We start from the raw sequence: 13,952 nt of genomic DNA on the forward strand, positions 1-13,952 counted from the left end.
TAGCTCATTGTACGCTTAGTGTGGACGAGTTAAATCGACTGACGTACCACTGATATTGTCTTTTAGGCTGAATTTAAGCATGAGGTAACCGGCTATACCAGAGACGATTGAACCCATGATAATACCTAAGCGCTCATCGAATAGTGTTGTGTCACCAGCAAATGCCAAGCCGCCAATGAATAAGCTCATGGTAAAGCCGACGCCGCATAATAAGGCTGCACCATATATCTGTTTATAATTCATACCTCTGGGCATGGTTGAGATACCAAGCTTAAATATCAACCAGCACATGATCATGACGCCCAGCTGCTTACCGATAAACAGACCCGCGGCAATCCCAAGTGGTACCGAATGGAATAGCTCGGCCACACCTGCACCTTCGAGCGATATACCCGAGTTGGCAAACGCGAATATTGGCAATATACCAAATGCCACGGTGTTGTGTAGGTCGTGTTCCAACTCTTCAAGTGGCGAGTGCTCAGGATCCGTACGGTCAAACATCGGAATAAATAGCGCTAAAACTACCCCTGCTAAGGTGGCGTGGATACCGGATTTGAGTACCGCAATCCACATGATAACCCCGATGAGCAGATAAGGCGTGATGCTGGTAACGTTGCGGCGATTGAGAAGATATAAAAACGGCAGACACAGTCCCGCTACTGCTAATGACTCTAGTGATAATTCACTGGTATAAAACAAGGCAATGATCAAAATCGCGCCAATATCATCAAAAATAGCAATGGATACTAAGAATACTTTTAAGGAGTTGGGTACGCGGTTACCTAGTAGGCTCAAGATACCAAGGGCAAAGGCAATGTCAGTCGCTGCTGGAATGGCCCAACCTTTCCAAAACTCAGGCTCATTATAATTAAAGAGCAGGTAGACCGCCGCTGGCATAATCATGCCACCTACTGCTGCCCCAGCTGGTAGTATGATCTGTTTGACGTTAGACAACTCACCGATCAACACTTCACGCTTAAGCTCAAGCCCCACTAAGAAAAAGAAAACAGCCATCAGACCATCATTGATCCAGTGGTGAGCGTCTTTGGCAATGGCGAAGTTACCGATTTGAATGGCAACAGGTGCGTGGATAAAGCCTTCGTACCACACACTAAGAGGGGAGTTGGCAATGATCATTGCAGCAATGGCGGCCAGTGCTAAGACAATACCGCCTGCTGCCTCAAACTCAAAAAATGCCTTAATCCTTCGTATTGCCATATCATCCTCATTTACTCATACAATTTATTAAATTAACTCAAATATCTACGCTGCTGCTTATACTGATGTCGCAGATAGACAGGAACAGTTTCTCACACTCTTATTAATATAGACAACAAAATACATCAACCCAAGGTCACAAGCTCACCTTGTTATCTCAAGAATAAGACTATTATAAAAGTGCGACCGCAGGCAAAGCTGTTGTAAGTCGTTATTTTTTTGTTCAACAATCGCTTAGGGCGCGTTTTAGCAAGCCATTAGACAAATCTAGCAGACTTTGTTACGTTTTTGGTTTTTTTTACGGTTTTATCTTTATAATGAGCGACGTTATATACCGCTCGGTTAGCTCTCTGGGACGTATCAGCCGTACTATTGCCTCATCAATAGTACATTCTCAACCGAGTACTCTAGAGGTTTTTCCTTATTTATCATAACTTTTGAAGGTCAGCGTCATGGACATATCCCTCTCCTTAGAGATCATTGCACTGCTTACTGTGGTGGCAGCATTGGCAGGCTTTATCGATGCCATCGCTGGTGGTGGCGGCTTGTTGACCATACCTGCCATGCTGCTGGCCAACATTCCACCCGTGCTAACGCTTGGCACCAATAAGCTACAAGCGGCTTCAGGTGCACTAGCCGCGTCCATTACGATGATTAGAAAAGGTGTGATCAAGCCGCAGCGTATAAAGGTGGCTATTATTGGCGCTTTTATTGGTTCGGTTATCGGTACGATCGCCGTACAGATGTCACCGCCAGATCTCCTTGAAAAGCTGATTCCATTTTTGATTGCGGCTATTGGTATCTATACGTTGTTTGCGCCTAAACTTGGTGAAGTAGAGGCCGCCCCGCGCATCTCAGAAGGCAAATGGCAAAAGGTGGTTGCGCCATTAATCGGCTTTTATGATGGTTATATTGGCCCAGGGACAGGGATGTTCTTTGCACTCGGCAATGTTGCGTTGCGCGGGCGTCAGATTATCGAAGCGACAGGTGCTGCTAAGGTGCTAAACCTATCTACTAACATTGGCTCGTTGATATTTTTTATCTTAGGCGGCAATGTCTTGTGGAAAGTGGGTCTGGCGATGATGGTGGGGCAAACGATAGGGGCGTATTTTGGCTCACACATGGTCGTCAAAGGGGGGAGTAAGCTGATACGTCCGATGATTGTGCTGGTTTGCCTAGCGATGATTACTAAGTATGTGCTTGGCTAAATCAAACGTGTTTAGCTAATAGCTCAGGCATAAAAAAACCTCAGTCAATCTGACTGAGGTTTTTTTATGCCAATCTTTATTCAATATGCATGACTAGCGACGGCGATCGACATCATCGTATTCACTACCCATGATGCCATCACTAAAGACATTAGAGAACTCGCGCTCATTATCTTCATCGATATGACCGTCAAATACGTCTTTGGCACCTGCATCAGGATCGTTATAAATCGCTGTATCCATTTTATTTTCTGATTTTGCCACAATGGCCGTCACTGCTGCATCACCACCAACGTTCACCGCGGTACGCAGCATATCAAGGATACGATCCACGCCTAAGATCAGACCGATACCTTCGATAGGCAGACCGACTTGGGCAAACACCATAGACAACATAATCAGACCAACACCAGGGACACCAGCGGTACCGACAGAGGCCAGTACTGACATAAGGATAACGGTTAGATATTCGGTCACGCCCAAATCAACACCATAAATATTGGCAATGAAAATGGTCGCCGTCCCTTGCATGATGGCGGTACCATCCATGTTGATGGTCGCACCAAAAGGAACGGTAAACGAAGCCACTGAGTTATTGACTCCCATACGCTTGGTGACAGTACGCAAGGTAATAGGAATCGTAGCGTTAGAGCTTGAAGTACTGAATGCAAAAATCTGCACTTCACGCATTTTTGCCAAAAACGTCTTGATGGACAAGCCTGAAAACAGCTTGAGGACAATCATCATGGTAATGAAAAAGTGGAAAGCCAGTGAGCCAACCAGCACTGCAACGTAACCAAGTAATGACCAAATAAGATCTAAACCAAGCTCAGCCATGGCTTTAGTTAAGAGAGCAAAAACACCGTATGGTGCTAAGTTCATAATGATGGTCACCATTTTTAGGATGACTTCATTAATAAGCTCTAAACTCTGTACCAACCCTTTGGCAGGCTTACCAACCATCAAAATACTGATACCGATTAAGATCGCAAAGAAAATAATCGATAGCATGTCACCATTCGCCATCGCGCTGATGGGATTAGATGGAATGATATTGGAGAAAACATCTAGTAGGGGCGGCGCTGACTTGGCTTCGAATGCAGCTTCCGTTTCGATATCCATACCTTTACCGATACCAAATAAAATACCAAGGCCAATCGCAGTGGCAATCGCCAACGCGGTTGTCATCATATAGATGAGAAAGGTCTTGGTACCAATACGCCCAAGCAAGCGAATATCACCAATACCGCAAACCCCGCAAATCAGCGAGATAAGTACTAACGGAACAACCAACATTTTTAGTGAGTTAACGAACAGTTTGCCAATAATCGCGAAAAACCCGTTCGTAATATAGGTACTAACAAAACCGCCTTCAGCGTTTAGTCCTGAATAGTTTATAAATAAACCCAGTATGATACCGAGTACCATGGCAACAATAATTTTGCCCGTCAGTCCCAAATTTTTCCACATAACTTCTATCCTTTTGTACGCAACGCCTAGTGTCAGGTCGGGTACGAGCTCAATACATCAATTATTGCGGGCTCTATACCTGATTTTGTTACGTCTGTAAATTTTTTGTCTGTCATTTTATGTCAATTTCTCGCACAATATAAAATAATTGTTAAGGAGACTGCAACGTTTTTTTATAATTTAGATGAAATGAGGTCACTAATTAAGCTGTTTGTGCGACATTTTTTAGTGGTAAAGAGCGGACAAATGGCACTAAATATTATTAGCATGGATCATTAAAAATGGTCGTTTATAAAAAAAGACCGCCCAAACTGGACAGTCTTTTTAAGCTGAATTATAAGAAGGTACTACATAAAATGTGTAGCGTGTTTAAAAGTCATCATTATCAGCATCTTATGTAAATCCTATTTTTCTCTATACTTTTTTATACCTTATCATTTTCATCACGACGTAGACCATCATGCCACTTGCTATCACTGGTAGAAGATCTTTCTACTGTGTCTTGAGTCACCTCTACGTTTTCAGGTCTTTCTGTATGGTCTAAGTGTTCAGGATTATCGGCGCTAGATCTATGTAGACTGTGGTTGTTACTCATGCGTTCATTTAAGTGTGACTCTGCGTCACGATGACGATGGTCAAGCGCTTCGGCATCAGGATTGGCGTCAACAAAGTCGGTCTGGGTGCGCACTTCTTGAGCCGTATCTTGCTCAGAGACCATTTCTACATCACCATCACTCTCATAACCGTGATTGGGGTTAGCGTCACCAGTCTCATCATTAGTGGCAGTGGCAGCCATGTTATCAGATGCGCTCCCATCAGTCGTCGCAATCCCGTTTCTGGCTTGCGCCTCATTTTTTAGCTGCGCATAGTCCGTCAGTTGTTGTACTGCGTTATCGAGGCTGTGTGGATTATCACGTTCTTGTGCTTGCGATAGATGCTTGTCGAACACATCGGTCAATAGAGAATCAAAGCGCAAAGCATTGTATTGAATGAGCACTTCCGCTTCTTCTTCGGTAATGTCACCGTTTTGGCTGGCATAGACCACGTGATCTTCAAACGTAAGGCCTTCAAAGCTGTCTTTATGCTCCGCTTTTTTAAACTTCTGCCATAAAGGTTCTATATCGAGCAGTGTTTGATAGGCATGCTCCATGCGCCCCGTGACATCGTCTGCTTCGGTATTGTAATAAACCATGGTTTTGAGATAGTCACGGAATGGGTTGGCCGCAAAATCATCCATGAAGGTATCACCCAGTTTGCGTTTTAGCTCATCGTCTGGCGGCGTAAAGATACGACCACTTGGGAAAGTCACAAAGCTGACCAAGCTGGCTGCCATGCGATTTGGGAAGTTGGCAAAGAGTGACAAAAAGGCTTCTTGAATCGTATAAAAGCTATTTTGTAGCGCCACTTCGGCATGCAAGCGTTCAGCGTCTGACTTAGTGCCATACTCATAAAACTGCAAAATAGCAGTGCTAATAAATAAATGACCATGAATGTCGGCTAAGCGACCAGAGAGCATCTCTTTACGTTTTAAATCACCGGCCAGTAACCCTAACGCCATATCGGCCGTCAAAGCAAAACTCGCACTTAAGCGATTGATATGCTTATAGTAGGGACGGGTAAAGCCATCCGCAAAACTTGGTGCGTGATTACTGCCACCGACATACCCTGCGACAAAGGCTTTTGCCCCGCGGTTAAAGGTATAGCCCAAATGTTTAAAAAAGAGCGTATCGAATTTCTTAGTGGCACTTGCTTTGTCGTCACTTTGTAGCAGTTGCAGCTCATCAAATAGATAAGGGTGGCAGCGCATGGCCCCTTGCCCAAAGATCATCAGTGAGCGTGTCAAGATATTGGCGCCCTCAACGGTGATAGACACCGGAATGGCTTGATAAGGCGTCGCCAAGAAGTTACGTGGACCCATCTGTACAGCACGACCACCAACGACATCCATCCCATCATTGACCACACTGCGCATGGTTTCAGTCGCATAGTACTTAGCCATTGCGGTCATCACCGATGGCGTACCCCCTTGGTTTAGCCCGCAAGTAACCAGATGACGGAACGCTTCTAGCATATAAGTGTTACTGGCCATACGGCTGGTGGCATCCTGTACGCCTTCGAACTTACCAACCGAAATTTTAAACTGTTCGCGCACTTTAGCAAAAGCCCCGACAGACAAATACGTCATTTCACTGGCTGAGGTGGATAGCGCAGGTAAGGAGATACCACGGCCAACGCCTAGGCATTCCATCAGCATGCGCCAACCGCGACCTGCATTTTCAACGCCGCCGATGATGTAATCTAAGGGGATAAAGACGTCTTTACCATCGACGGTACCATTCATAAATGGTGAGCCGATAGGATTGTGACGTGGGCCTATAATAACGCCTTTGTGGCTGGCAGGAACCAGCGCACAGGTAATCCCATAATCGGTCTTTTGAGGATTACCAAGCAGACCTTCTGGATCGTGCATTTTAAAGGCCAGACCAACCACAGTGGCGATAGGTGCTAAGGTGATCCAACGTTTGGAGAAGTTCATGCGTAGGCCAAGCACTTGCTCGCCTTCATGCATGCAGTAGCAGACCACGCCTGTGTCAGGAATAGCGCCTGCATCGGAGCCTGCCTCAGGGCCTGTCAAACCAAAGCAAGGGACTTCATCGCCTTTTGCTAAACCCGGCAACCAACGTTGTTTTTGTTCATCCGTCCCATAGTGCATCAGAAGCTCACCAGGGCCGAGTGAGTTTGGTACCATACAAGTCACAGCGGCAGTCGGTGAGCGCGACGCGATCTTACTCATGACACGGCTTTGCGCATAAGAGCTAAATTCTAGGCCACCAAACTCTTTTGGGATGATTAAGCCCAAAAAGCCATTGCTTTTGATAAATTGCCACGCTTCAGGTGACAGTTTTTTATCTTTATGCTGGATCTTCCACTCATCGAGCATGGCACAGAGCGTTTCTACTTCGTTATCAATAAAGCTTTGCTCTTCTGCTGACAGTTCTGGATAAGGGTATTTGGCAAAGGTATCCCAGTTTGGGGCCCCCATAAACAGCTCTTTTTCCCACCAGCTGGTTCCAGCATCGAGCGCCTCACGCTCAGTGTCGCTCATACTAGGCATAGCGCCGCCTAGAGCCTTATAAACAGGCTTAGTAATTAAGGATTGGCGTAGAGGGGCGATGAGTAGAACCAAACAGAGTAGGGCGATGGGTATGCCTAAAATGAGTGACCAAGGACTGATGATCGCGGTTACGATGACGGTAATAAGGGCGACAATGCTGCCAGTGACGCGTGACAAGGACAACAAAAAGATGGCCAAGACCATGGCTAACTGAATGATGACTGCCAAAATAAATAAGCCAACTGCCATGACTATCTCCTTTATAACGCTGAACCAAAAGCGTAAACATGTATGAATAAAAAATTTTGGACAAATATAGTTGTTTTTTTTCTGACGTTTGAGTGACTTATGACCAAGTTAAAACAGATGTCGCTGTTAATGTTATAGCACGTTGTACAACTGATTTTAAAGGGTTACATTGCCTGCTACCGTTGTACTGATAAAGGGCTCATAAAAACCAACTCCATAAAAGACAAAACTGGCTAATAATATGAAACAGTTGTCGGTGACTATCAAGAGCTAAAGTGCTACGCTGTGTCGACAATATGTATCAAGATGCCCTAATTAAAAGGTGCCAAGCCGCTTTCAGCATAAGACAATGTTTCATTACGTCCGACGATAATATGATCAACAAGCGCGATGTCTAATAAATCACAGGCTTTTTTTAGCTCGCTGGTCAATATATTGTCTGCAGTGGAGGGCTGAGCATCGGTGTGTGGGTGGTTGTGAGCGATAATTAGCTGACTGGCTGCGTGACTCAAAGCGTGGCGTAGTACGTGCTTAACACAGACTGAGCACGATGAGATACCGCCTGTAAACAGTATCTCAAAGTTTAAAAGAGTGAGCGCGTTGTCCAAACAGAGCACAGCAAAGACCTCGCGATGCTCACCGCGCAGTTGCGTACTGATGTAATCTTTAACCACTTGTGAGCGCCCGAGTGCCTGACCGGTTTTGAGCTTACTGTCTAAATAGCGTGTCCCCATCTCAAGCGATGCTAATATCTGCGAGTATTTAGCAGGGCCGATACCATGACAAGACAGAACAATGTCCTGCGGGGCAGCCAAAAGCTCTGCCAAGCTGCCAAATTGCTCAATGAGATGACGAGCCAGCTCAATTGCTGATTGCGACTGGGTACCTGTGCGTAAAAATATCGCCAAAATTTCTGCATCGGTCAGATGGGCTGCCCCAAATCTCAGTAGTTTTTCGCGTGGTCGGTCGTCTTCATGCCAGTCTTTAATGGCCATTGTCGCTCCTTGATTAGGAATTGCTGGCAAATACCGCCGTTAAATATAGAAAATCTTACCCAATTTATCTCATAATTGTTACTATAAGCGCAATTTTATCTTTCACCTTTTTTATTGATGCCATGCTTATGTCCAATATCGTGCTTGCTATCACTGGCGGTATCGCCGCTTATAAATCTGCTACTTTTGCCCGCTTGTTAATCAAGGCGGGTTTTGATGTGCGCGTCATCATGACCACAGGCGCCCAAGCATTTATCACCCCTTTGACATTGCAAGCCTTGACTGGTAATGAGGTGCATATCTCACTACTCGATGAGCAAGCGGAAGCAGGAATGGGGCATATTGAACTGGCTAAATGGGCAGATTTAATCGTTATTGCGCCAGCATCCGCCAATACGCTCGCCCGACTCGCAATGGGGATGGCTGATGACTTATTGACCACTGTTTGCCTGGCCACGGCGGCCCCTGTTATTATTGCACCCGCGATGAACCAGCAGATGTGGGCGCATCCAGCGGTGAATCTGAACGTCCAAACCTTGCGTGATATGAATTATCAGATTATCCAGCCTGCAAGTGGTGAGCAAGCCTGTGGTGATGTGGGCGCGGGGCGACTACCGGAGCCTGAGCAACTATTGGCCGAGATACTGTTATTTAATGCCATGCAAACCACGCCGCAACTGCTGGCAGGAAAAAGGGTCGTCATTACTGCAGGCGCGACAGTTGAAGCCATTGATCCCGTGCGCTATTTGTCCAATCACTCTACTGGCAAAATGGGATTTGCGTTAGCGCGCGCTTGTGTGGCGGCAGGGGCAGAGGTTGTTTTAATTGCTGGCGGCAAAGTCACCCTATCCACACCACTGAATGTCACACGCATAGACGTGTTGTCTGCCAAAGAGATGTTGCTCGCGGCACAGCAATGCGTGGATGGCACACATAGCGTGCTATCGCTCTTGTCTGAAGAGGAACACGCTCATACTCACGACCATGAACATCATCATGGTGACTGTGATTGCGGTGACAATCATTATGAGCAGCAAAACGATGAGCATAAAGAGCAACATAGCCATCATGCGGCTGTCACCGATGACAACGCGCGTGCCGCTGATATTTTTATTGCGACAGCAGCCGTGGCTGACTATCGCACCGAAGAGGCAGCCCCCCAAAAAATCAAAAAAACGCAAGAGGCTATGACGCTCAGTTTGGTCAAAAACCCCGATATTTTGGCGACTATTTCGCTTGCTCATCCTGCACTATTTGTCGTTGGATTTGCCGCAGAGACGCAAGACGTCGAGCATTATGCTCGTGGTAAACTTGCGTCTAAAAACTTAGACTTGATTGCTTGTAATGACGTTTCGCGCAAAGACATTGGCTTTGCCAGTAATGACAACGCCATGCAAGTGTTTTTCTCTGAGCGTTACGAGCGTGAGGCGATCACACTGGAAAAAACCAGCAAGGATAAGATTGCTGAGCAATTGGCTAGCCTCATTGGTGAGACAATCTGGCATCGTCAAAATGGCTAGTTGTGTCGTTATGGTTATAGGCCGTCAGCCTAGAATGGTGCGAAAAACATGACCGGCCTAGCCGGTAGCGATAGCACACAGACGTTATTGTTACTTGCGATCTTTGCGCTGGCGTCACTGCTGCATGGCATTAGCGGACTGGGTGTGACTTTGGTGACGACCACTGCGCTTGCCAGCATGTATCCATTACCACATGCCATTGTCTTAGTTATTTTTCCATCGCTATTACTCAATGTGATGACATGGCTGGCGGGTGGCGGTCGCACGATTTGGCAAAACTTCACTTATTACGGTCGACGCTATTGGTTGCTTGCTTTAACCAGCTTACTCGGTAGTGTTTTGGGCGCTAAGCTACTGTTATGGGTAGATAGCGCTTATATCCTATTGGTATTGGCTGCGGTCATTGGTTTTTATGTGATGAGCAGCTTACTGGGTAAGCAGATTCGCTTACCTGATACCAAACCTGTGCTAGTTATCGTTGGCTTTAGCGCGGGCGTCGTTGGCGGGGCGACCAATGCCATGTCGACCATACTGATGATGTACTTATTGTCTGCAAGCAATGATAAAAACACGATCGCCAAAGTCGGCAATATGTGCTACTTCTTGGGCAAAGTCGCCCAAATCATCGTCTTACGTGAGCCTATCATGGCCCTGAGTCATGGCGAATGGCAGCTGATTGCTTTACTTAGCGTATTGTCTATCGCGGCTCTTTTGGTTGGCATTCGCTTACGTCGGTATTTACCGCAAGCACGCTTTCGTCAGCTTATTTTATTGATTTTAACTGTGCTTGGGATTCGTGTCGGCTGGCAAGGGATGGCGGCGATTTTGTCATAAGAATACAGTTAACGATTAAAAGGACAGTTAACGATTAAATAAATTCAATATGATGGTCGCGACGACACTGATCACGATCATGGTGACCACGGGAAAGTATACTCGCGTGTTGCCTGACGTGTGTTTGATATCGCCTGGCAGGTTACCTATCCACGAAAACGCACTTGGAAACCACAGCCAAATCACCCCGATAATAACCAGTACAATGCCCAATCCTATCAATATTTTTGCCATATAAATCTGCCTTATGACGTTATACATTCATTCGTCAGAGGTTAAGCCTCCGTACTAACCCGCCATCTCACCAAAATAAATCTGCTGTGCCAAACGAAACGTATTGCAATGCGCCTCTACCACATCTTCGATGTCTTCTGAGTAACCGCCTCCCATCACGATAGCGACAGGAATGTTGGCAGATTTCGCTTGACGCAACACGTATTCATCACGGGCTTTGCAGCCGTCTAGGGTCAGTGCCAGTTTGCCCAATTTGTCCGTCGCGAGCACATCGACAGCGGATTGATAAAATATCATGTCTGGCCCAAACTCATTGATTAAGCGCGGTAGCGTGCTTGTCAAAATCTGTAAGTATTCCTTATCGCCCGTCTCGTTATCTAACTCAATGTCTAAGTCTGATTTTTGCTTACGGAACGGGTAGTTTTTGCCACCATGCATACTAAAGACAAAAACGCGCGATTCATCCGCCATGATACTGGCGTTACCATTGCCTTGATGGACATCCAAGTCAATAATCAAAATCCTTTGCGCCTGTCCGCGATTTAGTAACAAATTGCTGGCGATGCACACATCATTGAAGACACAAAACCCTTCGCCATGGTCGGCAAAGGCATGGTGCGTACCGCCCGCGACATTCATTGCCACGCCATACTGCTGCGCATACAGCGCACATTCATAAGTTGCGTGGGCAATATAACGGCCGCGTTCTACCAGCGCTGGCGTCATCTCAAAGCCAATGGCTCGTGCTTCTTTTCTTGGTAGTGTTTGGGTTTTTAGTTGCTGCCAGTAGTCTGCCGTATGCGTGGACAAGATCTCATCTTCACTTAGGCGGTCAGGGGCAAAAAAGTTATCGGTACTGATCGTGCCTTCCGCCACTAGACGCTCAGGAATCATGGTGTATTTTTGCATAGGGAAGCGGTGCTTTTCAGGTACCGAGTAACGAAAAATGTCAGAGTAGGCAATTTTTAGCATAGTTTTACAAGACTTCTTTTTTAGAGGTGTTTGAGCGTTTGGACAATAAGAGACTGATGCGTCAGGGGGTGATAAGACAGCATAAAAGTGGCTGATACGTATTTTAAGCCAGGCTTTATTGAACGAACTGGGTTGGCAAAAAGAACGTGCGCGAATCTACCTGTTGGCGTAGCTCCAACATCAGTGTTTGTAAATCTTCGGCAGGATCTTGATGATTCACCAAGTTAAAAAATAACTCATGAGCGACCGTGGTCATGGCGATCACGCTTTGCAGTAAGTGTTCAATCGTGACGTCATTAATGCCGACTACTTCAACATCGATGGCATTTTTGTAGCGTATCTCGCCATCATTGACATCCATTTCTAGACTACCGATGAGCATGTCGTAATTGATTTGCGTGATCAGTAGCATCGCGGCGTTTTGATGACTCTCTGGTATCAAAAACGGCAAGATCCCATAAACGGCTAACAGTTTGTTTTTCTCTTGTACGCGAAACAAGTAGCCGCAGTTTAGTTGTCTATGACGCATCCTTAATGATAAATGATGCGATTGCTGGTGGTCATTGGTTTTGGGTCGATAATGAGTGTAGTGCCACTGTTTGCTGCTGAAGTACTGTTTTAGGATATCGACGATGGGGGTGTCGCTGTGCTGGCGATGTTTCGTGCGGTTAGAGCCGTCATTTTCAGAGGGCTGGCTGTTATTTTTAGTATCAGGGGCAGAGCCAGCCTCGGCATCGCCGTCAAAGGTGCTTTTATCGTCGCCACCTTTCTCACTACTTTTTTGGCTATCAGTGTCTGAGTGAGTCGTATCGGTGTCATTTGCTGATAACTGTGGTGGCTTATCTTCACCATCAGCAACAGACGTCGGCGCTGAGGCAGTCAGTAACCGTTTGAGTTTTTGCCATAAGCTGAGTGTATTACGTTGGCTCATAATAGGGTGCTGACAAATAAATGATATTAAAGACTGATATACCTTAAAACGGTCAGTTACTCGCTACTAGTCATTAAACTCTCTTTGATAGCGGGCTGGTTATAAAACGCTTGTAGCATCTCACGAATATGTGCCGTAAACCACGAACTGTCAAGCACATCCTGTACTATAGGCAGTAGCGCTGTACTAAGTTGCGTCATGGCCTGCTCGTCAATGTGTAAACTTGCGGCGATGGTAGCCATAGTATCTGCTTGATGATTACCATACCAAGTATCGATACTGGCTGCCACGAGGCTATGTAAGTAAGGCGACATGCGCAGGCGGTTATAGCTTTGCTGAATACTGGCTTCAATATGACGGATACTGCTGTTATCAGGGTCATCGCGCAAATAAGTTTGTAGATGGCTGACAGGCTGCTCTTTGATCCGTGCCCAACCCGTGACCAATAGTCGCGCGACTTCTTCATTTGATAAGTGTTCTTGCGCATTGGTTTCTGCTCGGCGCGCTAAATCCTTAATATTGCGGTGCAAATACGCCTGCAGCTTTTCGTCAAGATTTCTGTTAGTGGCCTTTTCAAAAGAGCTGCGCCCAAGTTTCATTAGCTTACCAACGCCGCCTGCTTTATCGAGCGTGGTTTCCATAAAGTCATTGATGGCGTGGTACAGCGTTTGTGTCAGCAAGTCTGCAAAGGTTTCATTGCCGACCAGTGTATGGATTAAGACATTGCGCTGCTGCTCGTGGCTACCTACATAATTGGCAAGGGTTTCAACCTGTGTGTCATCGACCAACTCAGACAATGGCACGTTGTCATTGACGGGGTGATAAATAACGGTATGCAAAATATCGCGAATGTCGGTGCGCACCACGTCACTGATTGGCTGATTGAGGAGCCAATCATTCACCAAGTGTTGCAAATGGTCACGGCTGAGATATTTATTTAACGACTGCTCACCAAACCACTGCCAAGCCTCCCCACTCAAAGGTTCCGCTTGCTTGCGTAACCACTCCTGCATAAAAGCAACTTGGGCGTCGATCAAGCGGTCTATGGTTAAGCTTGTACTTGCTAAGCTTGCTTGAGAGTGGCTGTTTGCAAGGTCTATCTTGTGTTCAGCATCTACTTTGGGTATTTGGTTTTGGCTATCTTTTGAAGTCTGCATAGGTTTTGAGGTCATAGTAATCGACAATTTGTTATACTGTGTGTTTGTA

At 46.1% G+C, this 13,952-nt stretch carries 11 protein-coding genes; 3 read left to right on the forward strand and 8 right to left on the reverse strand.

Features of this window, described 5'->3' with window-relative positions; all coding sequences use genetic code 11:
- Positions 1–15: 15 nt before the first annotated feature.
- Positions 16–1,218 (reverse strand): Na+/H+ antiporter NhaA, encoded by a 1,203-nt coding sequence (gene nhaA, locus JFC06_RS02235; protein ID WP_193005239.1) that lies wholly within the window; start codon positions 1,216–1,218, stop codon positions 16–18.
- Between the two features lie 452 nt (positions 1,219–1,670).
- On the opposite strand from nhaA, the gene JFC06_RS02240 reads away from it, so the two are divergent.
- Complete coding sequence (locus JFC06_RS02240; protein ID WP_198333823.1) at positions 1,671–2,426, forward strand: TSUP family transporter; 756 nt, start codon at positions 1,671–1,673, stop codon at positions 2,424–2,426.
- A gap of 93 nt (positions 2,427–2,519) precedes the next feature.
- On the opposite strand, the gene JFC06_RS02245 is transcribed toward JFC06_RS02240, so the two are convergent.
- From JFC06_RS02245 to radC, 3 genes are all read right to left on the reverse strand, one after another.
- Positions 2,520–3,896, reverse strand: coding sequence for a dicarboxylate/amino acid:cation symporter (locus JFC06_RS02245; RefSeq protein ID WP_193005241.1), 1,377 nt, complete (start codon positions 3,894–3,896; stop codon positions 2,520–2,522).
- Positions 3,897–4,320: 424 nt separating this feature from the next.
- Entirely contained in the window at positions 4,321–7,260 is a 2,940-nt protein-coding gene (locus JFC06_RS02250) for an acyl-CoA dehydrogenase (RefSeq protein WP_198333824.1), read from the reverse strand.
- A gap of 311 nt (positions 7,261–7,571) precedes the next feature.
- Positions 7,572–8,255 (reverse strand): RadC family protein, encoded by a 684-nt coding sequence (gene radC / locus JFC06_RS02255; protein WP_198333825.1) that lies wholly within the window; start codon positions 8,253–8,255, stop codon positions 7,572–7,574.
- A gap of 128 nt (positions 8,256–8,383) precedes the next feature.
- Here radC and coaBC point away from each other — a divergent pair, with 128 nt between their 5' ends.
- Both coaBC and JFC06_RS02265 read left to right on the forward strand, forming a co-directional pair.
- Complete coding sequence (gene coaBC, locus JFC06_RS02260) at positions 8,384–9,775, forward strand: bifunctional phosphopantothenoylcysteine decarboxylase/phosphopantothenate--cysteine ligase CoaBC (protein ID WP_198333826.1); 1,392 nt, start codon at positions 8,384–8,386, stop codon at positions 9,773–9,775.
- Positions 9,776–9,823: 48 nt separating this feature from the next.
- Positions 9,824–10,609: a sulfite exporter TauE/SafE family protein gene (locus JFC06_RS02265; protein WP_198333827.1), complete on the forward strand. Its 786-nt coding sequence runs from the start codon at positions 9,824–9,826 to the stop codon at positions 10,607–10,609.
- A gap of 27 nt (positions 10,610–10,636) precedes the next feature.
- Here JFC06_RS02265 and JFC06_RS02270 read toward each other — a convergent pair whose 3' ends face one another.
- The 4 genes from JFC06_RS02270 to JFC06_RS02285 form a co-directional block, all read right to left on the reverse strand.
- Positions 10,637–10,843: a DUF2905 domain-containing protein gene (locus tag JFC06_RS02270; RefSeq protein WP_198333828.1), complete on the reverse strand. Its 207-nt coding sequence runs from the start codon at positions 10,841–10,843 to the stop codon at positions 10,637–10,639.
- Between the two features lie 54 nt (positions 10,844–10,897).
- The gene (locus JFC06_RS02275) at positions 10,898–11,815 is read right to left on the reverse strand and encodes a histone deacetylase family protein (protein WP_198333829.1); all 918 of its coding nucleotides are present in this window, start codon (positions 11,813–11,815) and stop codon (positions 10,898–10,900) included.
- Between the two features lie 115 nt (positions 11,816–11,930).
- A complete protein-coding gene (locus tag JFC06_RS02280; RefSeq protein WP_193005248.1) occupies positions 11,931–12,746 on the reverse strand; it encodes a YbjN domain-containing protein in 816 nt (271 codons plus the stop codon).
- A 56-nt stretch (positions 12,747–12,802) separates the two neighbouring features.
- Positions 12,803–13,903, reverse strand: coding sequence for a hypothetical protein (locus tag JFC06_RS02285; RefSeq protein ID WP_227670093.1), 1,101 nt, complete (start codon positions 13,901–13,903; stop codon positions 12,803–12,805).
- Positions 13,904–13,952: the final 49 nt, after the last annotated feature.

Source organism: Psychrobacter namhaensis, assembly GCF_016107545.1.
GTDB classification, from domain to species: domain Bacteria; phylum Pseudomonadota; class Gammaproteobacteria; order Pseudomonadales; family Moraxellaceae; genus Psychrobacter; species Psychrobacter namhaensis.

Coding starts and splice junctions, on each gene's coding strand:
- JFC06_RS02285 (WP_227670093.1), bottom strand. CDS start 13,903: ATGCAGACTTCAAAAGATAGCCAAAACCAAATACCCAAAGTAGATGCT.
- JFC06_RS02240 (WP_198333823.1), top strand. CDS start 1,671: ATGGACATATCCCTCTCCTTAGAGATCATTGCACTGCTTACTGTGGTG.
- coaBC (WP_198333826.1), top strand. CDS start 8,384: ATGTCCAATATCGTGCTTGCTATCACTGGCGGTATCGCCGCTTATAAA.
- JFC06_RS02280 (WP_193005248.1), bottom strand. CDS start 12,746: ATGAGCCAACGTAATACACTCAGCTTATGGCAAAAACTCAAACGGTTA.
- JFC06_RS02250 (WP_198333824.1), bottom strand. CDS start 7,260: ATGGCAGTTGGCTTATTTATTTTGGCAGTCATCATTCAGTTAGCCATG.
- JFC06_RS02270 (WP_198333828.1), bottom strand. CDS start 10,843: ATGGCAAAAATATTGATAGGATTGGGCATTGTACTGGTTATTATCGGG.
- JFC06_RS02275 (WP_198333829.1), bottom strand. CDS start 11,815: ATGCTAAAAATTGCCTACTCTGACATTTTTCGTTACTCGGTACCTGAA.
- JFC06_RS02245 (WP_193005241.1), bottom strand. CDS start 3,896: ATGTGGAAAAATTTGGGACTGACGGGCAAAATTATTGTTGCCATGGTA.
- nhaA (WP_193005239.1), bottom strand. CDS start 1,218: ATGGCAATACGAAGGATTAAGGCATTTTTTGAGTTTGAGGCAGCAGGC.
- radC (WP_198333825.1), bottom strand. CDS start 8,255: ATGGCCATTAAAGACTGGCATGAAGACGACCGACCACGCGAAAAACTA.
- JFC06_RS02265 (WP_198333827.1), top strand. CDS start 9,824: ATGACCGGCCTAGCCGGTAGCGATAGCACACAGACGTTATTGTTACTT.